Here is a 26,111-nt window from a genome sequence, read left to right as displayed (position 1 = left end):
CGGTCTGCTTAGAAACCATATTTTATATATTTGAGCGGTGATTTTAGCATAAACTTTATTTTGAGACAGACCTTATTTTTTCTTCCCACAAATCCACTGTAGAATTAAAAATTTTATTATAGTAAAATTATTGACAGTCATTACTAGTAAGTATAAAATAATAATTATCGAACAAATGTTCATATTGGAGATGATAAAATAATGGGTGAATTTAAAATAAATTCGAAGTTTAAGCCTACTGGCGATCAGCCCCAAGCTATTGACAGTTTGGTTGAAGGAATAAACAGGGGAGAAAAAGGTCAGATACTTTTAGGGGTAACAGGGTCTGGAAAGACCTTTACTATGGCGAACATAATAGAGAGAACTCAGAAGCCTACCTTAGTTTTGGCACATAATAAAACTCTTGCAGCACAGCTTTGCTCAGAGTTTAGAGATTTTTTCCCCGACAGCTGCGTAGAATACTTTGTTTCCTACTACGATTACTACCAGCCGGAAGCTTATGTTCCACAGACAGATACCTTTATAGAAAAGGACGCATCTATAAACGATGAGATAGATAAGCTTAGACACTCAGCTACAGCAGCACTTTTTGAAAGAAGAGACGTTATAATAGTTGCTTCTGTATCCTGCATATACGGTTTGGGTAATCCAGAAGAATATAGAAATCTTATCATATCCTTAAGACAAGGTATGGAAAAGGATAGGGATGAGGTTATAAGAAAGCTTATAGAAATTCAATACGAAAGAAATGAAATTAACTTTGTTAGAGGTACCTTTAGAGTTAGAGGGGATGTTTTAGATATTTTCCCTGCAGGTTCTACTAACAAGGCTATTAGAGTTGAATTTTTTGGAGATGAAATAGACAGAATAAGAGAGTTTGATGTTTTAACCGGTGAAATTCTAGGGGAGAGGAAGCATATATCAATATTCCCAGCTTCTCACTTTGCTACTTCCTATGAAAAATTAGAGGTAGCAATAAAGCAGATTGAAGCAGAGCTTGAAGAGAGACTTAGAGAATTGACAGCACAGGATAAGCTTTTAGAGGCTCAAAGGTTAAAGCAGAGAACTAATTTTGACATAGAGATGATAAGAGAGGTTGGTTATTGCAGCGGTATAGAAAACTATTCAAGAATACTTGATGGAAGAGCTGCTGGAACACCTCCGCAAACCTTGATAGATTATTTTCCAGAGGACTTTTTACTTTTTATAGATGAAAGCCATGTTACTCTTCCTCAGGTTAGAGCTATGTATGCAGGCGACCGCTCAAGAAAAGACACTCTTGTAAACTATGGCTTTAGACTGCCAAGCGCATACGACAACAGACCTCTTAAGTTCCCTGAGTTTGAGAATAAGGTGAAGCAGGTAGTCTATGTTTCTGCCACTCCGGCAGCTTATGAGTTTGAGCATGCTACAAATGTAGCAGAACAAATTATAAGACCTACAGGACTTCTTGATCCTGAAATTGTTATAAAACCTGTAAAAGGACAGATTGATGATTTATATGGACAGATAAAAGAAACTACAGCCAAGGGCTTTAGAATATTGGTTACAACCTTGACTAAGAAAATGGCTGAGGATTTAACAAAATATTTTAAAGAGATGGGGATAAAAACAACTTATCTGCACTCTGATATAGATACTTTGGAAAGAATGAAGATAATAAGAGACCTTAGAAAAGGTGATTTTGACGTTCTTGTTGGAATTAACCTTTTAAGAGAGGGCTTGGATATACCTGAGGTTGCTTTAGTTGCTATCTTAGATGCTGACAAGGAAGGATTTTTAAGATCAGAAACCTCCTTGATTCAGACCATAGGTAGAGCAGCTAGAAACTCTGAAAGCAAGGTTATAATGTATGCTGACAATATAACTAAGTCTATGGAAAAAGCTATTGGAGAAACCAACAGAAGAAGAAAACTTCAGATGGAATATAACGAAAAGCATGGCATTGTTCCAACCACAGTTATGAAGGATATCAGAGAGATTATCGAGATAACCAAGGTGGCTGAAGAAGGTGCTGAGTACAATAGTTTAGAAGAAGCAATACAGGCTAATAATGAAAACATAGAAAAGCTTATTGAAAAGTACGAGCAGGAAATGTCTCAAGCCTCTAAGGATCTTCAGTTTGAAAGAGCTGCACAGCTTAGAGATATGATATTTAAATTAAAAAAACAAAAGACTAAAAAATAGTTTGCTTAACGGAAGGAGAAACGATGAAAGATAAGATTATTATAAAAGGTGCAAAAGTTCATAACCTTAAGAATGTAACTTTGGAAATTCCCCGTGACAAGTTTGTAGTTTTTACAGGCTTGTCAGGTTCAGGAAAATCTTCACTAGCCTTTGATACACTTTATGCAGAGGGCCAGAGAAGATATGTAGAATCTCTTTCTGCCTATGCAAGGCAATTCCTAGGTCAAATGAACAAGCCAGATGTGGAATATATAGAAGGATTATCCCCTGCTATTTCTATAGATCAAAAAACTACAAGCAGAAATCCACGTTCAACTGTTGGAACTGTTACTGAAATATATGATTATTTAAGACTGCTGTATGCTAGAATTGGTATTCCTCACTGCCCTAAGTGCGGAAAAGAAATAAAGCAGCAGACTATAGACCAAATGGTTGACAAGATTATGGAAATGCCTGAAAGAACAAAGCTTCAAATTCTTGCACCTGTTATAAGAGGCAAAAAGGGAGAGCATGCAAAGGTTCTTGAAAATATAAAAAAGAATGGCTTTGTAAGAGCGAGAATAGATGGAGAAATTGTTGAGCTTACAGAAGATGAAGTAAAGCTGGAAAAGACTAAGAAGCACAATATAGAGGCTGTAGTTGACAGACTTGTTGTTAAAGAGGATATAAGAAGCAGACTTGCTGATTCTCTTGAAACTGCACTTGGTCAGGCAGAAGGCTTAGTTATAGTAAATGTAATGGGCGGAGAGGATATACTTTTCAGCGAGAAATTTGCCTGTGCTGAATGTGGCATAAGCATAGAAGAGCTTGCGCCAAGAATGTTCTCCTTTAACTCTCCTTTTGGAAAGTGCGATGCCTGCGATGGTCTTGGTACCCTAATGGAGATAGATGAGGATTTAGTAATTCCTGATAAAGCTAAGAGCATAGCAGAAGGTGCTATACTGCCTTGGAGCGGCACAAGCGGCAAGGATGATTCCTGGACCTACAGCGTACTAAAAGCTCTTGCAAAGGAATATGATTTTAGCCTAGATACACCAATTCAAGATTTGCCTAGAGATATAGTTGATATACTTTTATACGGCTTAAATGGTAAAAAAATTAAGGTAAGATATGAAAGAGAATCAGGTGTAGGTGAGTTTAATCACGCTTTTGAAGGTGTAATAAATAGCTTAAAGAGAAGATATTTTGAAAGCAATTCAGATTATATAAAAGCTGAAATAGAAAACTACATGAGCGATGCAGCATGTCCTAAGTGTAAGGGAGCAAGACTTAAGCCGGAGACTCTTGCTGTAACTGTAGGAAATAAAAATATATATGAGCTTTGTCTTTTATCTATACAGGACGAATTGGACTTTCTTGACAGCTTAGTGCTTTCAGAAAAAGACACAATGATAAGTAATCAAATACTAAAGGAAATAAAAAGCAGACTTAGATTCTTAGTAGATGTAGGGCTTGACTATTTAAACCTTTGGAGAAATGCAGGTACTTTATCTGGTGGAGAAGCACAGAGAATAAGGCTTGCTACACAAATAGGTTCAAGTCTTGTAGGAGTTTTATACATACTTGACGAGCCAAGTATAGGACTTCACCAAAGGGATAACGACAAGCTTATTGCTACCTTGAAGCATTTAAGAGACTTAGGAAATACTCTTGTAGTAGTCGAGCACGATGAAGATACTATGAAAGCAGCTGACTGCATTGTAGATATTGGACCAGGTGCAGGAGAACATGGCGGTGAAGTAGTTGCAGTTGGAACTCTTGAAGAAATTGCAAACTGCGAAAACTCAATTACAGGACAATATTTAAGCGGTAAGAAGACTATAGAAGTTCCAGAGGAAAGAAGAAAGTCAAATGGAAACTGGATAACCGTTTCCGGTGCTAAGGAAAATAACCTTAAGAATGTTAATGTTAAATTCCCGCTTGGAGTATTTACAGCTGTAACAGGAGTTTCAGGCTCAGGTAAGAGTACTCTTGTAAATGAAATACTTTATAAGGGCTTAAATAAAAAATTAAACAACTCTAAAGATATGCCTGGAAAGCACAAGGATATTTTAGGAGTAGAAAATATAGACAAGATAATTGATATTGACCAAAGTCCAATAGGAAGAACACCACGTTCAAATCCAGCAACCTATACAGGTTTGTTTGACCTTATAAGAGAAGTATTTTCAACTACTTCCGAATCTAGAATGAGAGGCTACAAGCCTGGAAGATTCAGCTTTAATGTTAAGGGTGGACGCTGTGAGGCCTGCAGCGGTGATGGAATTATAAAAATTGAAATGCAGTTTTTATCTGATGTTTATGTACCTTGCGAGGTTTGCAAGGGTAAGAGATACAACAGAGAAACTCTTGAGGTTAAGTACAAAGGCAAAAATATAGATGAGATTCTTAATATGACAGTAGAAGAAGCACTGCACTTCTTTGAAAATCTGCCAAGATTAAAAAATAAGCTTCAAACCTTAATGGATGTTGGGCTTAGCTATGTAAAACTTGGCCAGCCTTCTACTCAGCTTTCAGGAGGAGAGGCTCAAAGAATTAAGTTAGCCTACGAGCTTTCAAAAAGGGGTACAGGAAAGACTTTATATATCCTTGATGAGCCAACTACAGGACTTCATATAGATGACGTAAGCAGGCTTATAAAGATAATTCAAAGACTTACCGATGGCGGCAACACTGTAGTAGTTATCGAGCATAATCTTGATGTTATAAAGTGTGCTGACCATATTATAGATTTAGGTCCTGAAGGCGGGGAAAAGGGCGGTACTATACTAGCTTCAGGAACCCCAGAGGAAATAGCTGCTGTAGAAAAATCCTATACAGGACAATATTTAAAAAGAATGTTATAATAAATAAGGTAAGATTAGAGTATAATGATTACGATAATCTTACCTTATTTATTGATTTCAAAGGGGTGTTTTAATTGGACTTTAGTAGATTGTCCACAGTTTTAAGATTTGCAATAATGGCGGTTGTCTACATAATTATATTTTTAGCGCTGAGAATAATGTACAAGGACATAAAAGGCGGAGAGAAAAAGAAACCTGCAAAAAAGAAAGCTTTTGGCCTTGAGGTTATAGAAGCAGGGCAAAATCCAAATCTAAAAGAAGGCTCTATTGTGCCTATACATGGAGAATTAACCATAGGAAGAAAGAATACTAATAATCTTGTGCTTGAAGACCAATTTGTTTCAGGAAACCATGTAAGAATCTTCCTAAGAAACACTGACTACATGCTTGAGGATTTAGGAAGTACAAACGGAACAAAGGTTAATGAACAAAGACTTGAAGAAAGAGTTATATTAAAAGTTGGAGACGAAATTGAAGTTGGAAGTGCTGTATTTAAAGTTATAGGATAGGTGATATAGTGGACAGTATAAGAGACGAGAAGAAGCTTTTAAGATTTACTTATTTCTTGTGCCTGATATGTTTTGTTAATCTGGCACTTATAAAGCCGCCTTTTGATAAGGGCGCGATAGTTATTTCAGTAATAATAATTGTTTTAATTGCATATTCACACTTTATAATAAGAAAATTTTATCCTGATGGAGATAAATATATTTTTATATTTGCAAGTATTTTATCTGTTATTGGCATATCGACGCTTTACAGAATAAGGACTGACTTGGCAATAAAACAGGTTATGTGGTTTGCACTAGGTGTTGCAGGCTACATAGTTATTGTTGTTCTGCTTCCGGATTTAAAAAGGTTTCAAAAATACAGGTATATATACTTGGGAATGACCTTGGCGCTTATGTCAATGGCCTTGGTTTTTGGAACTGTTAGAGGTGGCGCTAAGAACTGGATTATAATTGGAGGCTTTAGTTTTCAGCCAACGGAATTTGGAAAGCTTTTTTTGGTTGCTTACCTAGCTTCTGTTTTAAAGGACTACAAGGACTTTAAAAGTTTGATAGAACCAGCAGCTGTTGTTATGGTATGTCTAGGCTTCATGATGCTTCAAAGGGACCTTGGAACTGCTCTAATAATATTTGCATTGTCTGTAACTATGCTTTATATTGCAACCTCAAAGGCTAAATATGTTGTAGCTTGTTTAGCGTTGTTTATACTTGGAGGGTTAATAAGCTACAAGCTTTTCGGTCATGTAAGAACTAGGGTTATGATTTGGAAGGATCCATGGCCTTATGCTAATGAACAAGGTCTTCAAATAGTTCAATCCCTAATTGCTATAGCTTGGGGCGGACTTTTTGGAAAAGGCTTTGGTTTTGGATATCCTCAATATATACCAGTAAGAGAATCAGACTTTATCTTTACAGTAATCTGCGAGGAGCTTGGGCTTGTAACAGGCTTAGGATTAATAATTATATACTTCCTTTTATTTTATAGAAGTATGAGAGCAGCGGTTTACGTTGAAAATAACTTTTCAAGACTTATTGCGGTGGGCTACAGCGCAATAATAGCCTCGCAAGCCATGGTTATACTTGGAGGAGTTATAAATTTAATACCTCTAACAGGAATAACCCTGCCTCTAGTAAGCTATGGTGGAACCTCCATGCTGTTTACCTTCTGCGCCCTTGGCTTGGTGCAAAAGATATCTGAAGGAGAGTGATTTAATGCAAAATGATATATCATCTAACATAAAAAAAGTATTTTTCGTATTTCTGCTATGCTTCATAGCCATTATTTCCTATATAACCTATTTTGAGTTCTACAAGTCTGAAGAGGTTGCCAAAAGTCCATATAATAGAAGGCTTTGGGCAATTAGAAATGAAGTGCTTAGAGGTACCATTTACGATAGAAATATGACTGCTTTAACAAAGAGCGAGAGAGTAAATACAGAAACTCAAAAAAGAACCTATACTGCTGGAGAAGTTTTTGCTCACGCTCTTGGGTATGTAGATATAAAATACGGTTTAACAGGCTTGGAAAGAAAATATGATACAGAGCTTATGGGAGCTGAAAGTGTAAATTTAGTTCAGCTTATAAAAAATAAAGGCAAAGAGGAAGAAAAAATTGGACATAATTTAAAAACTACATTGGATATAAATGTTCAAAAGACTGCCTATGATATGCTTGGAAATAATAGAGGAGCAGTAGTTGCTTTGAATCCTAAAACAGGAGAAGTTTTAGCAATGGTGTCTAAGCCTTCCTACGATCCTAATAACTTAAATGAAATTTGGGATAACCTTCAAAATGACAAGGCAAATCATCCATTAATAAATAGAGCTACTGGAGGTTTATATCCGCCTGGCTCAACCTTCAAAGCAGTTACAGCAATAAGTGCTCTTGAAAATATTAAGGGAATAACCACAAGAAAGTTTGAGGATAAAGGAAAGCTTGTATTTAACCAAAAGGAATCCTTAAGCAATTACAATGGAGAAGTGCTTGGAAACATTGATTTTAAGGAAGCTTTTTATCATTCCAGCAATGTTTTCTTTGGAAACCTTGGACTAGAGCTTGGAAATGATAAGCTTAGAGCCACAGCAGAGAAATTTTTCTTTAATAAGAATACTCCTACCGATGGTATAACTATAGAAAACAGCAAATTTCCAACCTATAAAAACTATGAAAAAGGCAATATAGCTCAAAGCGCCATAGGGCAGGCAGAGGTTTTGGCAACACCTATGGAAATGGCTTTGGTAGCTGCAACTGTTGCAAATAATGGTGTAATGATGAAGCCTTATCTTGTTCAGCAGGTAATGGACAGCAAGGGAAAAGCAATTAAAACTATACAGCCTGAAAAAAATGGAGAGTTTATTTCAAAGGATAATGCAAAAATAATGCAGGATTTAATGAGAGCTGTAGTAACTAATGGAACCGGAGGCGCAGCAGAAGTTTCAGGAATAACTGCAGCAGGAAAAACCGGAACCGCAGACCATGTTGAAAGCAAAAACCCTCATGCTTGGTTCATAGGCTTTGCTCCTTACGACAATCCTCAGATAGCTGTAGCAGTAATTGTAGAGGAAGGCGGAGTTGGAGGAAAGGCAGCAGCTAAAATTGCGGGCCAAGTAATGAAAACAGCAATAAAAAAGTAGTGTTCGCGTAGAGTGAACGTGTGTTCTATGATATAATAAAGCCGAGTATTTGTAGGAATTTGACGATACTTGGCTTTTTTATTTGTAAATGTTATAAAATAGTGTTGATATAGAGGGTAAGTTTTATCGTAGAAGTTATTGAGCGAAATTTAGAAAGCCTTAGCTTTCCGGCTTTTGAAGTCCGTTAAGACCCCTCTACTGTTCGAAGTGAAACGAGTTTAGAGGGGTTAGGACTTCAAAACAAAGGAAAGCTTAGACTTTCTTATTGCAGCGAACTGCTTCCTAGATGAAACTTACCCTCTATAAATCAACACTATTTTATAACAATGCATATTTTTAAAGCCACCCTCTTAAATATGAAAAATTAATCGTTAAAATATAATAGGAGAAAATATGAATGGAAAAACTCATGCAGGGATAGGCTTGGCTACTTATGTAGCTCTTAGCGACAGGCTTCCCGGTGGCTTTAGTTATTTTGGTTTAGGAGTGGTGCTGTTAGCATCTCTTCTGCCTGATATAGATCACCCGAAAAGTATAATCAACAGGTATATATTGCCTTTCAAAAATAAGGCTGCAAAAGTTACATTATATTTATGTAGTGGTATAATAGTTTTATATTTTGATTATTTGTATACAAATCAGCCTGCCTACAAGGCTTTAGGCGCAGCGCTTATTGCAGTTGGATTCTCATCCCATAGAGAAGGTCTGACACATAGTTTGCTTGGACTTATAACCTTCAGCTTTATTGCTGGGTATATAGGCAGCAAGTATAATTTAAATACTATAACAACACATTTTATTTTAGGCTATGGAACTCATCTGTTATGTGATATGCTAACAAACAGGGGAGTACCACTTTTTTATCCCTTTAGGAATAAGAAGGTAAAGCTGCCCATCACCTATAGAGTAGGCAGCAAGCTTGGAAACTTTGTAGAATTTCTACTAGTAGCAATTGGTCTTGCTTATGTTGTATATAAAATACCATTGATTATGTAATAACGTTAGCACAGGCTAGGCAAATTCATAAAAATATATGCAGGCTATGCTTTAAAGCCCGCAGGGCTCTGTATGGAAAATTAAATATGTACTTAGTGATTGCTTTGCGTATGTTCTAAGGTTCGTGAAGCCACAAGACTAAGAGCTTCTAAGAATTCGCTTTAACTTCAGTTACGCAAAGAATAAATATCACCATACAAAATGCGGTGAGCATAAAAACTTTTGGTTAGCTCAGAAGAGAAGCTCTAAGTCTTATGACTTCACTTTACCAAGAACATGGGCAAAGCTCTCAATCAAGTCCATATTTAATTTTCCATACCTCCCTGCGAGCTTTAAAGCAAGCCTATGCAGTTTTGTTACGTTTATAATCTTTAAACCAATAGGTTTGTAAATAAAACTATGCAAAATCGTAAGAATATAAGAATATATCAAGATATCTTCTTATCGTGATTTCATGATATCGCGATATCTTGATAAGAAGATATCTAGATAGACCCTAAGCAGATATATTACAATAGAACTTGCTAACGCAATAATTCATCAGCTTTATGTTTAACATATATGGAAAATATTTAGTGTAGCATTATTTATAAACCTACCGGTTTAAAAGAGTTAAAGCACAGTCAAAAGCTACATAGGCTGGGGATAAAGAACCAGGGCAGGTGTGGAAAATAATATTTGAACTTGATTGAGGGCTTTGCCCATGTTCTTGGCGAAGTGCTGCTTAAAAGCTTAGAGTCTCTCTTCTGAGCTCACCAAAAGCATCTTAAGGTTACTAAAGTTGTTTATGAACTTAAAGCTTTTTAAGCAAAAATAGTTTATGCGAATTCCTAGAGGCTCTTAGCTTTTAAGCAGCGCAAGCCTTAGAACATACGCAAAGGAATCACCAAGTCAAATATTATATTCCACACAAAGCCCTAAGGTCTTTATCCTACAGCCTGCTCTAACATTATTATGTGCTGCGGAGATATACAGGAGGGAAACCTATGTTTGATTTTGAATATCAGCTTAAGATTTTGCCTGATAAGCCTGGAGTTTATCTTATGAAGAACTCCCTTGGCGAGGTTATATATGTTGGCAAAGCTAAGGTTTTAAAAAATAGAGTAAGACAATACTTCCAGAGTTCTAAAAATCATTCTGAGAAGGTTAAGGCTATGGTTAAAAACATAGCTGAGTTTGAATATATAGTTACGGATTCGGAAATGGAAGCGCTTATACTTGAGTGCAACCTTATTAAAAAATACAGACCTCGTTACAACATATTGCTTAAGGATGATAAGCACTATCCATTTATAAAGGTAACAACTAATGAGGATTTCCCTAGAGTGTTCATGACTAGAATACATGCTAAGGACGGAGCAAAATATTTTGGACCCTATACAGATTACGGTGCTGTATATGAAACCTTGGATTTGATTAAAAAAGTATTTCCTCTAAGAACCTGCAAGATGTCCATAAAAGAAGGAGAAGTTAAGTCAAGACCGTGCCTTAACTATCATATAGGGCTCTGCAGTGCTCCTTGTGCTGCTATGGATACTAAAGAAAACTATGGAAAGACAGTTCAAAATATTATAGACTTATTATCGGGTAAAGATAAGAATATAGTAAAGGATTTAAGACAGCAGATGGAAGAAGCAGCGATTAATCTTGAATTTGAAAAGGCAGCAGCCTTTAGAGATAAGATTACAGCTGTTGAAAAGATTGTAGAGAAGCAAAAGATAATAATAGGTAATTTCGAGGATGAGGATTTCATAAGCATATATAGTGACGAGATGGATACTTGTGCTATGGTATTTTTCCTGAGAGATGGAAAAGTAGTTGGAAGAGAGCATTATATGCTTGAAAGCACTGCAGGAACCGAAAAGGGAGAAATAGTTTCTGACTTTATTAAAGAATTTTATAGTGGAACAGCCTTTATACCTAAAAATATTTATGTTCCTGAAGCTGAAGATTCTGAGCTTTTAGAGCAGTGGTTAACTATGAGAAGAGAGTCTAAGGTTTGGATTAAGGTTCCTCAAAGAGGCGATAAAAAAGACCTTTTAGAAATGGTAACAAAAAATGCAAAGCTTACTATGGAGCAGTTTAAAACCAAGCTTAAGCAGGATAAGGAAATCCACAGAACAGCTCTTAAGGAGCTTGCTGAAATACTGGAGCTTGAGGAGCTTCCAACTAGAATTGAAGCCTATGATATTTCAAATATTCAAGGTGTAGACTCTGTAGGAAGCATGATTGTATTTGAAGGCGGCAAGGCTAAAAACAGCGATTACAGACGCTTTAAGATAAAATCCGTAATAGGCGCTAACGACTATGACAGCATGAGAGAAATACTAACAAGGCGCTTTAAGCATGGACTCGAGGAGCTTGAAAAAATTAAGGAAAGAAACTTAGAGCTTAGCGCAGGAAAGTTTTGCGTATTTCCTGATTTAATTATGATGGATGGTGGAAAAGGTCAAGTAAATATAGCTCTAGAGGTGCTGCAAAGTCTTAACATAGATATACCGGTTTGCGGTATGGTTAAAGATGACAAGCACAATACTAGAGGTTTAATATATAATAATAATGAGGTGTTTATGCGCTCAAGCTCAAATGCTATGCACCTTATTACAAGAGTTCAAGATGAAGTTCATAGATTTGCAATAACCTACCACAGAAGCTTAAGAGACAAAAGAGTGCTTCACTCTGTGCTGGAGGATATACCAAATGTTGGCGAGAGAAGAAGAAAAGCTTTGCTCCAAAAGTTTGGAAGTATCGAAAAAATCAAAAATGCTTCTTTTGAGGAGCTTATTGAGACCGAGTCAATAGATAAAAAGGCAGCTCAGTGTATAGTAGATTATTTTAGCAAAGCTAAAGAAAACAATTAAATTTTTATTTTTATGAGAAAACGAAAGAAGGGACATCATGAATTACGTGATTGATACTCATACCCATACTGTTGCCAGTGGTCACGCGTATAACACTCTGCTGGAAAATATAAAGTACGCTTCAGATAATGGAATAGAGGTACTTGCAGCTACAGACCACGGCCCTAAGATGCCTGGAGGGCCTCATATATTTTACTTTTCAAACCTAAAAGTACTTCCGAGGCAAATTTACGGAGTAACTTTACTTAAGGGCTGTGAAGCTAATATAATAGATTTTAATGGAAATTTGGATATTCCTGATAGACTTCAGAAAAAAATGGATATAATAATAGCTAGTTTACATGATGTATGCATTGAGCCTGGAAGCAGAGAGAAGAACACCAATGCATTGATAGCTGCTATGAAAAATCCTTATGTGGACATAATTGGTCACTGTGGAAATCCAGCTTTTCCTATATATGAAGAAGAAGTAGTTAAAGCTGCTAAAGAATACAAGGTGTTAATTGAAATAAACAACAGTTCTCTTCCTGAGAGTGGCTCAAGAGCAGGAAGTCTTGAAACCTGTAAAAAGGTAGCAAGACTCTGCAGAGAATATGGTGTTAGCATAACCATAGGAAGCGATGCACACAGCTGTTTCCAGATTGGAAAATTCGAACATGCGCATAAGCTGCTTATGGAAGTGGAAATGCCAGAGGAGCTAATAATGAACACGAAAAGCGGTAAAATTCTCAGGTATTTGAAAAATAAGGGAAAATTAGAGGACTTACAGCTTGATTAAAGTATATATTATCCATTATACTTAAAATGTGTATTTTTAATAATTTCAAGGAGATGTACGATGAATCAATACAAAGAATTCAGCACTAAGCTTTATAATATTTTAGATATAAACAATATAGCAATAGATGAGCCAATGAAAAATCATACTTCCTTCAAGGTAGGCGGACCAGCAGATGTTTTGGTCACTCCTCAAAATTATAATCAGGTAGTAAGTGTTATAAAGCTGTGTAATGAGAACAATATACCATATTACATAGTGGGCAAGGGTTCAAATTTATTAGTTAGAGATGGCGGGCTTAGGGGAATAGTAGTTAAGCTTACTAAGCTTGATAATATAACAGTAGAAGGCGAAAAAATAGTAGTTCAGTGCGGTGCTGATTTGTGCAAGGTGTCTGATGCAGCACTTGAGAACAAGCTTACAGGTTTTGAATTTGCCTGTGGAATACCAGGAACCGTAGGTGGTGCAGTAACCATGAATGCAGGTGCTTATAACGGAGAAATAAGCCAAGTTATTGAAAGCTCATTGGTTGTTGATAAAAGTGGAAATTTATTAACTTTAAATAAAGAGGAGTTGGAGCTCGGTTACAGAATGAGCGCAATTCAAAAGTATGAATACACAGTGCTGGAAACAACTTTTAAGCTAGTTTATGGTGAATATGAGAAAATAAAACAAAGAATAGATGATTTAACTAAAAAAAGAGAAGATAAACAGCCTCTTGAGTATCCATCAGCAGGCAGCACCTTTAAAAGACCTGAAGGATATTTTACAGGCAAACTTATAGAAGAAAGTGCGTTAAAGGGCTTCAGTTTAGGAGGAGCTCAGGTTTCTGAAAAGCATGGAGGCTTTATAATAAATAAGGACAATGCTACAGCGTCAGATATATTAAATTTAATAGCTCACGTACAACATACCATAAAAGAGAGATATAATATTGACCTTGATACTGAGGTTAGAATCATTGGGGAAGACTAAGTCAATTAACAATTGACAATTAACAATTGGCAATAAATGCAGAAAATCCCTCAGGGGATTTTCAACTATTATTCTCAATTCTCAATTGTCAATTGTTCATTATATTTTATGAATGGGGGAATTTTTATGGGGTATTGTATCAGGGAAGAGGTCTTGGGATTGGAGAGGTATGTTGCTGGCAAGCCTATTAGCGAGGTCAAAAGAGAACTAGGCCTTACAGAGGTTATAAAGCTGGCATCCAATGAAAACCCATTGGGTTGTTCTCCAAAGGTAAAGCAAGCTTTAAAAGAAGCTATTGAAGAAGCATGCTTGTACCCTGATGCATCAAATTATGAACTTAAAGAAACAATAGCAAAAAAACTGGCAGTAAAATCAAGTCAAGTATTTTGCGGTACAGGCTCAGACCTCTTAATCAGAGCAATCTGCAGCACTTTTATTAGTCCAGGGGATGAAAGCATTATGGCAGAGGTAACTTTTTCCCGCTATGATGCTGGTACAAAACTAATGGGGGGAAAATCAGTTTTTGTACCAATGAAAAATCACGGTCTGGACGTAGATAAAATGGTAGACAGCATAACTGCTAAGACAAAAATAATATGGTTTTGCAATCCAAATAATCCTACAGGCACAATATTTAGAAAAGAGGATTTGGAGCGCATAATAAGCAGGATTCCTGAAAACGTTATCTTTATAATGGATGAAGCTTATATCGAATACGTAACTGATGATCAATATCCAGATTCAATTTCACTTTTAGACAAATATCCAAATCTTATAATCCTTCGAACCTTCTCAAAGGCTTATGGCCTAGCAAGCTTAAGATGCGGCTACGGAATAGCAAATGAAGAATTCACAAATTATCTTAACACCGTCATAGGCCCCTTCGACGTAAATCTCTTTGCACAAAAGGCTGCTGTTGCAGCATTAAAGGATAATGAATACCTACAGCTTGTATACGAAACTAACAGGCAGGAAAAAGAAAAATTGTATATTGAGTTTAAAAGACTTGGCCTAGATTATATTGAAACAAATGCTAATTTTATCATGGCAGCTTCAAAATTAGATGATAAGTTAGTATTCAATGAACTCTTAAAAAGAGGGATTATTATAAGACCAGGATACCTGCTGGGAATGCCAGGTTGGATGAGAATCACCATTGGAACTGAAGAGCAAAACAAGGCATTAATCAAAGCTTTGACAGAAATACTAAATGAGCAGGCTCTTGAGGTAGCAAACTAAAAATAATCATTAAAGCGTGGTGTATAATCACGCTTTATTTTTGAAAAATTTTCATTTTCTGCACCAAATTATAGCTTTTCTCTATGATATCTATATAATGCAATAAAGTTCTTATACTAGCAATGTCACAAAATATCCAGTTTTTAAGGATTTTTGGGACATTGTTAGTATTTTAGAACTTTTGTATTATATAAATAATAGATTATGAATTAACACGGTATAAAATAATACAGATATAGTATATAATTAAGAATAAATAAAATTTGTGTTATAATATAAGAATAGAACTGTACTACTATTAGGTGATATTTAAAAAACAGGCTGTAAGGGTTGTACTAGTGATTTTTCGCTTTTTTCGAAGGAGGATTTATATGAGATTTGTTATAATAACCGGTTTATCAGGTGCGGGAAAAAGTCAGGCAATACGCTGCCTAGAGGATTTGGGATACTTTTGTGTAGATAATCTGCCTGCAACTTTAATTCCAAAGTTTGCAGATGCATGTTCACAAACAGATGGTAAAATAGATAAGATTGCTTTAGTTATAGATATTCGAGGTGGAAAATTCTTCGACGATTTGTTTGAGAGTTTAAAATATTTTAATGATCAAGGCTTTAAGTATGAAATACTATTCCTTGATGCCAACGATGAAACTCTTATAAAGAGATTTAAGGAGTCCAGAAGAAAACATCCATTAGCTCCAGATGGAAGAATATTAAATGGAATAACTATGGAAAGAAACAGACTTAAGGAAGTTAAGGACAGGGCTAACAATATTATAGATACAACAAAGCTTTCAACGAGAGAGCTTAGGGATAAGCTTACAGCAATTTATTCAGAGGAAGGACAAATTGAAAATGAGCTTATGGTAACAGTGCTTTCCTTTGGCTTTAAATATGGAATCCCTGTAGACTCAGATTTGGTATTTGACGTAAGATTTTTACCAAACCCTTTTTATATTCCAGAGCTTAAGCCTTTTTCAGGAAATGATAAGCCTGTAAAGGATTATGTATTCAGCTTTGAGGAGACTAATATTTTTACAGATAAGCTTTTAGATATGGTTACCTTTTTATTTCCTCATTATCTAAAAGAAGGCAAGAGACAGCTTATAATATCAATTGGCTGTACAGGTGGAAGACATCGCTCTGTGTCTATAGCAAATGAAACCTATCAAAGACTTCAAAATTGCGGCTATAAGGTTAATATAGACCATAGAGATATCCATGAAGATATAAATAAGGGTGGGGTTAAGCTATGAAGTCAATGGATTGGCTAAAGCCAGGCATTAGGGTAAAGAGGTGGATTTTGCTTGGCGCCTTAGGTGTTCTAATGATAGCCTTTGGACTTGTGGAGTGGGTTCAGCATAAGTTGTACAGCATATACTATATATCCTTTTATGTATTCTTAATAGCAGCAGGCACTTTTGTGCTTTATCTTGCTGTGAATCAAGGAATGCGTTCCTTTATATTTCTTATAAACAAGGGTTATATAAATGTATCTCTAGACTCTAGAAAGCTTGAAAACCTAATATACGAAAAAAGGCTTTTAGTAAAGGGACCTAAAATAGTTGTTATCGGAGGTGGAACAGGACTTTCCACCATGCTTAGAGGTTTAAAGCACTATACCTCAAATATAACAGCTGTTGTTACTGTTGCTGATGATGGAGGGGGTTCTGGGGACTTAAGACAGGATCTTGGAATTCTTCCTCCTGGAGATATAAGAAACTGCATACTTGCACTTGCAGATACAGAGCCTTTAATGGAACAGCTGCTGCAATACAGGTTTAAAAGTGGAAGGCTTGAAAATCAAAGCTTTGGAAATCTTTTTTTAGCCGCAATGGATGGAATATCAAGTAACTTTGAAGAAGCAGTGCAAAAGATGAGTTCAGTACTTGCTGTAACAGGAAAGGTTCTGCCTGTTACCTTAGACAATGTAATTTTAAAAGCAAAGCTTAAGAATGGTGTTATTGTTGAAGGGGAATCGAAAATTCCTGATAGTGTATATGAAAATAAGAGCCCTATAGATAGAGTTTTTCTTGAACCTGGCAATGCCAGACCACTACGTGAAGCTGTGCAGGCTATAAAAGAAGCAGATGCCATAATACTTGGACCAGGAAGCCTTTATACCAGTGTAATACCTAATCTTTTAGTTGAAGATATAGCTAAGGCAGTCCAAAAAACTAAAGCAGTAAAAATATATGTAGCTAATGTAATGACACAACCTGGTGAAACAGATGACTTTGGAGTTGAAGATCATATAAAGGCGATAATTAAGCACGGTGGTGCTGAAATAATAGATTATGTAGTAGTTAATGTAGGAAGAATAAGCAAGCAGCTTGAAGAACGGTATTTAGAGGAACATTCAAAGCTGGTTACTATTGATGAAAAAGAAGTTGAAGCTATGAATGTAAAGATTATAGAGGGAGATTTTGTCAGCACTAAAAATGGTCTTGTAAGGCATGATCCTGAAAAGCTTGCAGCAATACTTATTGAGACCATTATGGATAAGAAGCTCCTATTTGATAGAAAGAAGATTATAGAATACTTCTATTTATCTGAAAGACTGAAGGAAAGCAGAGGAAAATAAGATTATGTCATTTTCAGCAAAGGTAAAAGGTGAGGTTTGCAGAATAGGAGAGCTCACAAGAGAGGAAGCAAAGTCAGAATTAGCTGCGGTTATGAAGGTCAGTGGAACCTTATCCTTAGGTGGAAACAAGCAGCTTAGCTTTAGAGTTACAACTGAAAATCCATCTATAGCAAGAAGGATGTTCAAGCTTTTAAAGCAATATTTTAATATCCATACAAAGCTTCTTGTAAAAAAGGGCAACTCCTTTAAAAAGAATAATATATACATGGTTGTTATATCTGAGGATATGGGAGTTAGAAGTCTTTTGAAGGAAATGGGAGTTCTAAGCAGCAGTGAGGGAATTATATCCTTGGATTATGGAATTCCTATGGAGCTTCTAAAAAATGATGAATGCAAAAAGGCTTATATAAGAGGTTCTTTTCTTGGAGGCGGCAGCATAAGCAACCCGGAAAAAACCTATCATCTTGAGTTTGTAACTCATCACGAGGAATATGCTGAGCAGCTAAGCAAGATTATAAACAGCTACAGCATTTCTTCAAAGGTAATACAAAGAAAAGGAAGCTATATTGTTTATATAAAAGAAGGCGAGCAGATTGTAGATCTTTTGAATATAATAGGTGCTCACTCCTCACTCTTAGAGCTTGAGAACGTTAGAATAATGAAAGAGATGAGGAATAATGTAAACAGACTTGTAAACTGTGAAACTGCAAACTTAAGCAAGACTGTCAATGCTGCAATAAGACAGGTTGAAAGCATAAAACTTATACAAAATGAGATAGGCCTTCAGAGGCTTCCTAAAAACTTGAGAGAAATTGCAGAGCTCAGGCTTATGTATCCAGATGAATCTTTAAAGGAGCTTGGAGATTTACTAAGTCCTCCTGTTGGAAAGTCTGGAGTTAACCACAGACTAAGGCGAATTGAAAAGATAGCTGATGAGCTAAGGAAAGAGGGGCTATAGCATATGTCAAAGCACGAGGATATCATTAAGCATATACTTTCACTAGAGGTCGGTGCAAAGATTTCTGTTAGAAGTATTGCTAATGATTTGGGGGTTAGCGATGGTACTGCCTACAGAGCCATCAAAGATTGTGATACTATGGGCATAGTTACTACTATACCTAGAGTTGGAACCGTTAGAGTAGAAAAGGTAGAAAAAAAGAGCATAGAAGCTCTTACCTATGGTGAAGTTGTAAATATAGTAGATGGTACTTTAGTTGGTGGAAGAGATGGAGTTCATAAATCATTAAATAAGTTCATTATAGGTGCTATGACCTTGGATATGATACCAAAATATTTAAGTCCTAATTGTCTGCTTATAGCAGGAAACAGAGAAGAGGTACATAGGCTGGCGCTAATGAATGATTGTGCTGTGCTTATAACAGGGGGCTTTGGCACCAGTGAAGAAATTAAGAAGCTTGCAAATGAAAAAGGCTTGCCTATAATATCTACGACCTATGATACCTTTACTACTGCAACAATGATAAACAAGGCTATGTCAGAAAATCTTATTAAGAAGGATATAATCTTAGTTGAAGATATTATGATAACAGAACCTGTGTACCTTTCAGATAGTGACAGGATTGCACATTGGAAGGGTCTGGTGGCTGAAACAAAGCATGAAAGATACCCTGTTGTTGATAAGGAAATGAGGGTAGTAGGAATTATAACCTTAAAGGACATGCCTATTAATGATATAGATGATGATGATTTCATAAGCAGCTATATGACTAAAAACATTATAACTGTAACTCCAAAAACCACAGCTGCTTATACAGCACATATAATGGGTTGGGAAGGCATTGAGCTTTGTCCTGTTGTAGATGGAAGGAAGCTTATTGGAGTTGTGAGCAGACATGATGTAATAAAAGCGCTTCAATATATATCAAGACAGCCTCAAGTTGGAGAGACCATAGAAGACTTGTTGCTGAAAAATTTTGAGTTTGATGAAAGAGGAGAAGGAATGCATTTTTCAGGTAAAATAATTCCTGAAATGCTTGACCCGATTGGAACAGCGTCCTGGAGTGCATTAAATATGCTTTTATCAACTATGGGGATTATGACCCTAAGACAGAGAAACAATATAAATATAACTGTAGACAGCATATCTACCTACTTTATGAGGCCTGTACAGGTGGATAGCCATATTGAGATTATTACTGAAGTAATAGATATGGGACGAAATTTTTGCAAAATAGAAGTAAGCATGACAGACAATAAAGGTGAACTCATAGCAAAAGCTTTAATGTCGGCAAAGGTTATGAAAAAATAAAGCGGCAGCTTTGGGTGTAGTTGAGAATTACGCGATGATATATAAAGTATATTCTATGAGCGGTTCGCTGCAAAAGAAGCTCTAAGCTTGAAATCGGCATAAAACCAAGTGTTTTCGTGATCACGGGGCAACTTAAGAGCGCCAATTGCCATTGGCTAAGTTGCCCGTTAAAAGCCATTTAGGCTTTTAACCTCGTACCTCAGACAAACGAACAACACTAAGGTTTTATGCCGATTTCTTCGCTAAGAGCTTCTAGTACTCGCTCAATGCTCATTTCACAAATCTTATATATTTTAGCTAACTTCAGCAGCTACACCCAATTGCAGTTTTTGCAACTTGGGTTGATGAAGGATAGCATTGGATATATTTTTGCTACTTAACCTGCTGTGCTAGTTAAAGCCTAACCCAGCGAGAAGGTATAAAATATGCGAAATGAGCATTGAGCAAACAACTAGAAGTTCTTGGCGAAGGAGTAGGCATAAATCTTAGTGTTGTTCGTTTGTTTGAAGCGAAGCAAGTTTTACGAAAACACTTGGTTTATGTCTACTCTGAGCCTTAGAACTTCATGTGAAGCGAACAGCTCATACAGCATTTTTTATACCTTCTCGCGGAGATTATAGAAGTAACTAGTACAACAAGTTACTCCTAGTAAAGTATGTAACCTGCAATTCCTGAGAGGATAGTTAAAAGGATTGGGTCAATTTTGTATTTGTAGGAGGCGAAGAAGGCTAGTGCAAATATTATGATGCTTTTGTAGTCTATAAAGGAACCGTAGGCTACAAGTATTGCAGCAGCTGCTACTAGACCGACTGTAGTTGGTCTTAAGCCTAGAAAGGCATATTCAACGTATTTGTTGTTTTTAAATTTGATGAAGAATCTGGAGATAATAATCATTATAATAACAGAAGGCATAATTACACCAAGAGTTGCAACGGTAGAACCAATTATGCCTGCTACTTTAAAGCCTATGTAGGTGGCTGAGTTTATAGCAATTGGTCCCGGTGTAATCTGAGATATTGCAACAATATCTATAAATTCAGTAGTTGTTATCCAAGCATGTGCTATGGTAACCTCCTGCTGTATTAGAGGAAGCATTGCATAGCCGCCGCCAAAACTGAACAAGCCTATTTTAAAGAAGGTAATAAAAATATCTAAAAGTACCATTTATTTTCCCTCCTTTTGCTTTTCTTGAAGCTTTCCATAAAGTATTCCTAACACTGCAGCAGCAAGGATTATGTACACAGCAGTAATCTTTAAAAAAGCTACAAGAGCTGCAGCTGCAATAGGGATTATTATAGTCTTTCTATTAATCTTAGCGGATTGCCCAAGTCTTATAACTGGAGCAGCTATAAGTGCAACAACTGCAGGTCGTATTCCTTTAAAAGCTCTTTCAACCCCTTGATTATCTTTAATTCCAGCAAAAAAAGCTGCAACAATTAAGATAATTAAAAAGGAAGGCAGTACAGAGCCTAGTACGGTAAAAATCATTCCAGGAATTCCAGCCATCTTATAACCAACAAACACAGCAGTATTAATAGCGATAGGCCCAGGCGCAGACTGAGCTAAAGCAAGCATGTCTAAAAAATCCTCACGGCTAACCCATTGCTTTTTATCTACAACTTCCTTTTCAATAAGCGGTATCATGGCATATCCACCACCTATAGTAAAGGCACCAATTTTAAAGAAAGAATAGAACATTTCAAAATATTTTTTAGAAGTCAAATCAACACCCCATTTCTGAAATTAAAGAATTTGAACACGAGTATTATTATAGCATAATTTTCTAGAATTCTATAAACTATTCTGATAAAATGTAAGCATACGAAAGCAAGGAGGTAAGAAAATGTTTACACACATAGTATTCTTTAAACTAGCAGACCCTACGCAAGAAAATGCTGAGAAAGCAAAAAATATACTTCTAGCTATGGAAGGACAAATACCTCAATTAAAATATCTTGAGGTTGGAGTGGACCTTTTACATACACAAAGATCCTATGATGTAGCCTTAATCACAAGGTTTGACAGCAAGGAAGAAATGGATGCCTATCAAGTACATCCTTTCCATGTTGAGCATGTGCTGGCTAACTTAAAGCCAATGCTTCAGGGCTCAGCGGCTGTAGATTATTAAGCTTAGAAATATAAATTAAATGCTGAAGGGGCTGCGTCAAAATATATTTCAGCGGTAATTTTATGCTAAACTAAATTTTGAGACAGTCCTTTTTAAAATTGTTGTCCTTTACATTTTAAAATTTTCTGAATTTATTATTGACTGCAATAGGACAAGTTGTTATACTAAACATAGGAAATAGATTTACAAGTATTTATCATATTTAACAAATCGCTAGAATAAAAATAAATATAACCAAAAAGGTTTTTATTTTTGAAAACTTAATCCAGTGGGTTTAAAAAGTGGTGAATTTATATGAAAAATGACGAATACCTTATTTACATTAATTGGGATGGCTTCGGCAGGTATTATTATGATATAGCTAACTCGGATACTTATAAAGGCACAACAAACCTAAACAGCTTAATAAAAGAAGGTGTCTTTTTTGAAAAGCTATATACGGGAATACCTTCTATAACTTATCCCATGCAGTCGGCAATAGTGAGCGGCTCTTATTCTGAGCATACAGAAAACGTATACAAATATTACTCCAAGGAAGAGAAAAAGCTTATTTTATGCCGAAGAAAAAATTCTGCTGAAACCATAGGGCAGGTATTGTATAGGGAAAATATACCCTTTGTATCAGTGCAGCAGTTTGCTCTTCTTGAAAAAGGTGCTCAGTGGGATGAAAAAAATAGACTATATATACAGCCGGGAGGAGATTATAAAAATAGATTCAAGGAGCTTTTTAAGCTGCTTGAGGGAAAAGAAATAATTTCTAAGGATAAAGCCTTTTCTTATGAAGAGCTTCCAAGGGTTATATTTTTATATGTTGATGACTTAGATTCAATTGGTCATAATCAGCTTTATAAGAGAGGAAAGCTTAGGGCTTTTACAGAAAAGGGAAGAGTAAGGAATGTAGTAAACAGGTTGCTTCAAATGGATAAAATGCTTGGAGAGTTAATTGATAAGCTAAAAGCCCTAAATATATATGACAAAACAACAATACTCCTAACAACAGATCATGGAATGGTTCCATACAAGGGAAAGAGCTGTTTTGATGCATTATCACAAGCACTTAAGGCTCTTAGTTATGCAAGTGTAAAGGCACTTGATAAGGAAGGACAGCAAGGAGAACTTGAAGAGAATGAGGTTATAGCGGTATCTGCTGGTGTACAGCTTCAACTGTATTTTAAAGATAGCTGTAAAAACAAATTAGAAGAAATCAAAAAAGCTTTGCAGCAGGAAGAATATGTGGAAACCGTACTTACTAAATATGATTTATCTGAAAGAGGAACTGCTGAATTCTTTGCAGATATATTGGTTTCACCTAAGCCGCCTTATCATTTTCATTTAGGCGAAAAAAACAGCTTTCTACTAGGCGGTGCTCATGACAGCTTAAACGAGAAGGCACAACATATCTTTGGGGTGTTAAAAGGAAATTATTTTAAACAAAATTATAAATGCATGGAAAAGGTTAATAATATTGATTTTATTCCTACTATATGTACAGCTTTAAGCCTTCCGCTGCCAGCAAACAGTAGGGGAAAGATACTAAAGAGCATACTTAAGTGAAGTTACTTTTTCCAGTGATAAAAGAAAGTGTGGTTGTATGAAAAAAGCAGATCAAGAAACTTTAAAGCTAGTAAACAGAAGCGTTATTCTAGAGCTCATAAGAAAAAACAAGGAAATTTCAAGAATTGACTTAGCTGAACAAACAAAATTAAGTCCAACAACAGTGTCTGCAATAACCTCAGAGCTTATAACCAAAAAGCTTGTAACTGAGTTAAGAGTTGGAGAATCAAATGGAGGAAGAAGACCTGTTATGATGGGGTTAAATCCTCAGGCAGCTTATGCCCTTGCAATAAGGCTAACTACTAATGGAGCAACTTATGCTTTGGTAGACCTATCCTGCAGCATTGTGTGCATAAAAGAATGCATAGGAAAAATTGACAGTGAAGCAGCAGCTGAAAGGGTTTTACAGGAAATAATAAGTACAATTAAAGACAAATATCCAGAGTATGTGGAAAAAATAGTTGGAGTAGGGGTGAGTACCCCAGGAGTTATAGATTATGAAAATGGGATAATCCTATACTCAGCAAGTCTTCATCTAAAAAACTTCAATATATCAGAGACAATAAAGAATTTATTAGGGACAGATGCCATTATTTTTAAGGATGCAGATGCTTTAGCCTTAGGGGAGCAGCACTTTGGAATAGGTGAAGGCTATAAAGACTTTGCTTATATATTAGTAGAAAATGGAGTTGGTATGGCTTATGTAAATTCACAGAAGCTATTTAGACTGCCCTATGGTGGAATGGAGCTTGGACATATTGTTGTAGACATAAATGGTGCTCTATGCAGATGTGGAAATAGGGGCTGCCTTGGAACTGTAATTTCTGAGCTGCCAGTTTTGAAGAGACTAAATGAACTAATTGAAGGCGGCATGCAAACTGAAATGCAAAATATAAGCTCTTTAAAATTTAAAGATATTGTTAACTATTCCAATCAAGAGGATCCAGCTGCTTTAATGGTTTTAAAGGAGCAGGCGGAATTAATTGGGGTAGCTTGTGCAAATGTAATAAATTTATTTAACCCGGAGCTTGTAATAGTTGGAGGGCCTTTAACAGGCTGCAGCTGGGATATACTTGACCTAGTTAAGGATTCAACGGCAAGAAGAGCATTAAGACCTTATAACAGTAAGGTTAAGGTTGAATTTTCAAAGCTAGGCTACAAATCATCGCTTCTAGGACTTGCTAACGAAGTGTTTGAAAAAATGATATTTAAGCCAACGGCTTTAATATAAAAATTTATAGATAAGAAAAAGTGGGGGGAAATGTATGAAAAGTAAAAAGGTACTTAGTTTAATCCTTTCTTCATTACTGGTAGGAACAATGCTTATGGGCTGTAAAGCAAATAAGCCTGAGGAACCAGCTAATGCTAAGCCAGGCGAGGACAAAAAAGTAACACTAACTTATTGGCAGCACAGCAGCCAGGCAAGAGATACCATGATGCAAAATCTTGCTAAAGATTTTATGGAAAAAAATAAGAACATAGAAGTTAAGCTGGAATTCATTCCAGAGGCAGATTACTTTACAAAGCTTATATCCTCTCTAGCAACTGATGCTGCACCGGATGTATTCCAAGTACAATCAGGCTTTATAAGCAGACTTGCTAAGGTAGGTTCAATTAAGCCTCTTGATGAAAGTGTATTGCCTACAAACAATGTAAAGAACGACTTCATATCAGCAGCAGTAGATGGTCTTACAGTAGACGGAAAATACTACGGTCTTCCAACAGATATTCAAACAATAGTTTTATATTGGAATAAGGATCTTGTTTCAGCTGCAGGTCTTGATGCTGAAAAAGGACCAAAAACTTGGGATGAAATGAGAGAGTGGGCAAAGAAGCTTACAAAGTCTGAAGGCGGAAAAATGACTCAGTCAGGCTGGGGAGAAAAAGGCTATAATCCAGAGGTTCAGGCTTTAATGGTTCAAAATGGCGGAAAGCTTGTTGACAGCAATGGAAAATATGTTTTTGCTGATGACGAAAAATCAGTAGAAGCAATTAAATTTATGGTTGATGCCTATAAGGTTGACAAGGTTTATGATACAAAATTCCTAAAGAACTGGGAAGGCTTCAGACAAGGAAAGGTTTCTATGATGCTTGGACACCCAGCTATGCTAGGAAACTTAAAGAAAACAGCACCTAATGTAAAGCTAGGCATAGGCTTAATACCTGCTAAGGCTGGCAAGAACACTACAATTGTTACTTCTTGGGCATACAGTATGTCTAAGAAAGCAGACTCAAAGGCTGCAACAAAGTGGATAGAATACTTAACCAGCGCAGAGGTTCAAAAGAAATGGACAAAAGAAACTGGTGAGCTTCCAGGAAGAAAGGCATTATTAAATGATGCTGAACTTACAGCAGATCCAAACATAAAACTTCTTATATCCTCATTAAATGATTCTGCAGTAGGCTACCTGCAGTCAGGTTCACTTAATACTATTTGGTCAACTGCCTTTGAAAAGCTTATATTAACAGATGCACCTCTTAAGGAAACTCTAAAGCAAATGCAGGACGACTTAAATAAGGAAATAGCAAAAGACTTGAAATAAACTTTGAC

Annotated in this window: 20 protein-coding genes; 18 read left to right on the top strand and 2 right to left on the bottom strand. The window is 36.1% G+C overall.

Going from position 1 to position 26,111, the window contains the following annotated elements:
- Positions 1-201 precede the first annotated feature (201 nt).
- From uvrB to NBE98_RS22015, 14 genes are all read left to right on the top strand, one after another.
- Positions 202-2,187, top strand: coding sequence for an excinuclease ABC subunit UvrB (gene uvrB, locus NBE98_RS22080; RefSeq protein WP_250817321.1), 1,986 nt, complete (start codon positions 202-204; stop codon positions 2,185-2,187).
- Between the two features lie 23 nt (positions 2,188-2,210).
- Entirely contained in the window at positions 2,211-5,033 is a 2,823-nt protein-coding gene (gene uvrA / locus NBE98_RS22075) for an excinuclease ABC subunit UvrA (protein WP_250817319.1), read from the top strand.
- A 74-nt stretch (positions 5,034-5,107) separates the two neighbouring features.
- Positions 5,108-5,542, top strand: a complete 435-nt coding sequence (locus tag NBE98_RS22070) for an FHA domain-containing protein (protein ID WP_250817317.1) — start codon at positions 5,108-5,110, stop codon at positions 5,540-5,542.
- Between the two features lie 8 nt (positions 5,543-5,550).
- A complete protein-coding gene (locus tag NBE98_RS22065; RefSeq protein ID WP_250817315.1) occupies positions 5,551-6,750 on the top strand; it encodes an FtsW/RodA/SpoVE family cell cycle protein in 1,200 nt (399 codons plus the stop codon).
- A gap of 4 nt (positions 6,751-6,754) precedes the next feature.
- The gene (locus NBE98_RS22060; protein WP_250817313.1) at positions 6,755-8,176 is read left to right on the top strand and encodes a peptidoglycan D,D-transpeptidase FtsI family protein; all 1,422 of its coding nucleotides are present in this window, start codon (positions 6,755-6,757) and stop codon (positions 8,174-8,176) included.
- Positions 8,177-8,569: 393 nt separating this feature from the next.
- Entirely contained in the window at positions 8,570-9,172 is a 603-nt protein-coding gene (locus NBE98_RS22055; RefSeq protein ID WP_250817311.1) for a metal-dependent hydrolase, read from the top strand.
- Positions 9,173-10,158: 986 nt separating this feature from the next.
- Positions 10,159-12,033, top strand: coding sequence for an excinuclease ABC subunit UvrC (gene uvrC / locus NBE98_RS22050; protein WP_250817308.1), 1,875 nt, complete (start codon positions 10,159-10,161; stop codon positions 12,031-12,033).
- A 37-nt stretch (positions 12,034-12,070) separates the two neighbouring features.
- On the top strand, positions 12,071-12,811 hold the full coding sequence (locus NBE98_RS22045; RefSeq protein ID WP_250817306.1) for a phosphatase: 741 nt from the start codon (positions 12,071-12,073) through the stop codon (positions 12,809-12,811).
- A 60-nt stretch (positions 12,812-12,871) separates the two neighbouring features.
- Positions 12,872-13,786: a UDP-N-acetylmuramate dehydrogenase gene (gene murB, locus NBE98_RS22040; RefSeq protein WP_250817292.1), complete on the top strand. Its 915-nt coding sequence runs from the start codon at positions 12,872-12,874 to the stop codon at positions 13,784-13,786.
- 126 nt (positions 13,787-13,912) lie between these two features.
- A complete protein-coding gene (gene hisC / locus NBE98_RS22035; protein ID WP_250817290.1) occupies positions 13,913-15,025 on the top strand; it encodes a histidinol-phosphate transaminase in 1,113 nt (370 codons plus the stop codon).
- 371 nt (positions 15,026-15,396) lie between these two features.
- Positions 15,397-16,281: an RNase adapter RapZ gene (gene rapZ / locus NBE98_RS22030; RefSeq protein ID WP_250817285.1), complete on the top strand. Its 885-nt coding sequence runs from the start codon at positions 15,397-15,399 to the stop codon at positions 16,279-16,281.
- A complete protein-coding gene (locus NBE98_RS22025; RefSeq protein ID WP_250817283.1) occupies positions 16,278-17,609 on the top strand; it encodes a gluconeogenesis factor YvcK family protein in 1,332 nt (443 codons plus the stop codon). The genes rapZ and NBE98_RS22025 overlap by 4 nt, the downstream gene beginning before the upstream one ends.
- Positions 17,610-17,613: 4 nt before the next feature.
- Positions 17,614-18,567, top strand: a complete 954-nt coding sequence (whiA, locus tag NBE98_RS22020) for a DNA-binding protein WhiA (RefSeq protein ID WP_250817281.1) — start codon at positions 17,614-17,616, stop codon at positions 18,565-18,567.
- Between the two features lie 3 nt (positions 18,568-18,570).
- Positions 18,571-19,878, top strand: a complete 1,308-nt coding sequence (locus tag NBE98_RS22015) for a DRTGG domain-containing protein (protein ID WP_250817279.1) — start codon at positions 18,571-18,573, stop codon at positions 19,876-19,878.
- 645 nt (positions 19,879-20,523) lie between these two features.
- Here NBE98_RS22015 and NBE98_RS22010 read toward each other — a convergent pair.
- The gene (locus NBE98_RS22010; RefSeq protein ID WP_250817277.1) at positions 20,524-21,042 is read right to left on the bottom strand and encodes a chromate transporter; all 519 of its coding nucleotides are present in this window, start codon (positions 21,040-21,042) and stop codon (positions 20,524-20,526) included.
- On the bottom strand, positions 21,043-21,576 hold the full coding sequence (locus NBE98_RS22005; protein ID WP_250817661.1) for a chromate transporter: 534 nt from the start codon (positions 21,574-21,576) through the stop codon (positions 21,043-21,045).
- Positions 21,577-21,721: 145 nt separating this feature from the next.
- Between NBE98_RS22005 and NBE98_RS22000 the strand changes: the two genes are divergently transcribed.
- From NBE98_RS22000 to NBE98_RS21985, 4 genes are all read left to right on the top strand, one after another.
- Positions 21,722-22,006 carry a Dabb family protein gene (locus NBE98_RS22000; RefSeq protein ID WP_250817275.1) on the top strand — a complete coding sequence of 95 codons (285 nt, stop codon included), beginning with the start codon at positions 21,722-21,724 and terminating at the stop codon, positions 22,004-22,006.
- Between the two features lie 294 nt (positions 22,007-22,300).
- Positions 22,301-23,560, top strand: coding sequence for an alkaline phosphatase family protein (locus NBE98_RS21995; protein WP_250817273.1), 1,260 nt, complete (start codon positions 22,301-22,303; stop codon positions 23,558-23,560).
- 37 nt (positions 23,561-23,597) lie between these two features.
- Positions 23,598-24,791, top strand: coding sequence for an ROK family transcriptional regulator (locus tag NBE98_RS21990; RefSeq protein WP_250817271.1), 1,194 nt, complete (start codon positions 23,598-23,600; stop codon positions 24,789-24,791).
- A 34-nt stretch (positions 24,792-24,825) separates the two neighbouring features.
- Complete coding sequence (locus tag NBE98_RS21985) at positions 24,826-26,103, top strand: ABC transporter substrate-binding protein (protein ID WP_250817270.1); 1,278 nt, start codon at positions 24,826-24,828, stop codon at positions 26,101-26,103.
- The last annotated feature ends 8 nt before the right edge of the window (positions 26,104-26,111 follow it).

This window comes from Clostridium swellfunianum (assembly GCF_023656515.1).
GTDB lineage: Bacteria > Bacillota > Clostridia > Clostridiales > Clostridiaceae > Clostridium_AT > Clostridium_AT swellfunianum.
The sequence above is the reverse complement of the archived record's forward strand: the minus strand, read 5'-3'. Positions and strand labels throughout refer to the sequence as shown.

Coding starts and splice junctions, on each gene's coding strand:
- uvrB (WP_250817321.1), top strand. CDS start 202: ATGGGTGAATTTAAAATAAATTCGAAGTTTAAGCCTACTGGCGATCAG.
- uvrA (WP_250817319.1), top strand. CDS start 2,211: ATGAAAGATAAGATTATTATAAAAGGTGCAAAAGTTCATAACCTTAAG.
- NBE98_RS22060 (WP_250817313.1), top strand. CDS start 6,755: ATGCAAAATGATATATCATCTAACATAAAAAAAGTATTTTTCGTATTT.
- NBE98_RS22055 (WP_250817311.1), top strand. CDS start 8,570: ATGAATGGAAAAACTCATGCAGGGATAGGCTTGGCTACTTATGTAGCT.
- uvrC (WP_250817308.1), top strand. CDS start 10,159: ATGTTTGATTTTGAATATCAGCTTAAGATTTTGCCTGATAAGCCTGGA.
- NBE98_RS22045 (WP_250817306.1), top strand. CDS start 12,071: ATGAATTACGTGATTGATACTCATACCCATACTGTTGCCAGTGGTCAC.
- murB (WP_250817292.1), top strand. CDS start 12,872: ATGAATCAATACAAAGAATTCAGCACTAAGCTTTATAATATTTTAGAT.
- hisC (WP_250817290.1), top strand. CDS start 13,913: ATGGGGTATTGTATCAGGGAAGAGGTCTTGGGATTGGAGAGGTATGTT.
- rapZ (WP_250817285.1), top strand. CDS start 15,397: ATGAGATTTGTTATAATAACCGGTTTATCAGGTGCGGGAAAAAGTCAG.
- NBE98_RS22025 (WP_250817283.1), top strand. CDS start 16,278: ATGAAGTCAATGGATTGGCTAAAGCCAGGCATTAGGGTAAAGAGGTGG.
- whiA (WP_250817281.1), top strand. CDS start 17,614: ATGTCATTTTCAGCAAAGGTAAAAGGTGAGGTTTGCAGAATAGGAGAG.
- NBE98_RS22015 (WP_250817279.1), top strand. CDS start 18,571: ATGTCAAAGCACGAGGATATCATTAAGCATATACTTTCACTAGAGGTC.
- NBE98_RS22010 (WP_250817277.1), bottom strand. CDS start 21,042: ATGGTACTTTTAGATATTTTTATTACCTTCTTTAAAATAGGCTTGTTC.
- NBE98_RS22005 (WP_250817661.1), bottom strand. CDS start 21,576: ATGTTCTATTCTTTCTTTAAAATTGGTGCCTTTACTATAGGTGGTGGA.
- NBE98_RS22000 (WP_250817275.1), top strand. CDS start 21,722: ATGTTTACACACATAGTATTCTTTAAACTAGCAGACCCTACGCAAGAA.
- NBE98_RS21995 (WP_250817273.1), top strand. CDS start 22,301: ATGAAAAATGACGAATACCTTATTTACATTAATTGGGATGGCTTCGGC.
- NBE98_RS21990 (WP_250817271.1), top strand. CDS start 23,598: ATGAAAAAAGCAGATCAAGAAACTTTAAAGCTAGTAAACAGAAGCGTT.
- NBE98_RS21985 (WP_250817270.1), top strand. CDS start 24,826: ATGAAAAGTAAAAAGGTACTTAGTTTAATCCTTTCTTCATTACTGGTA.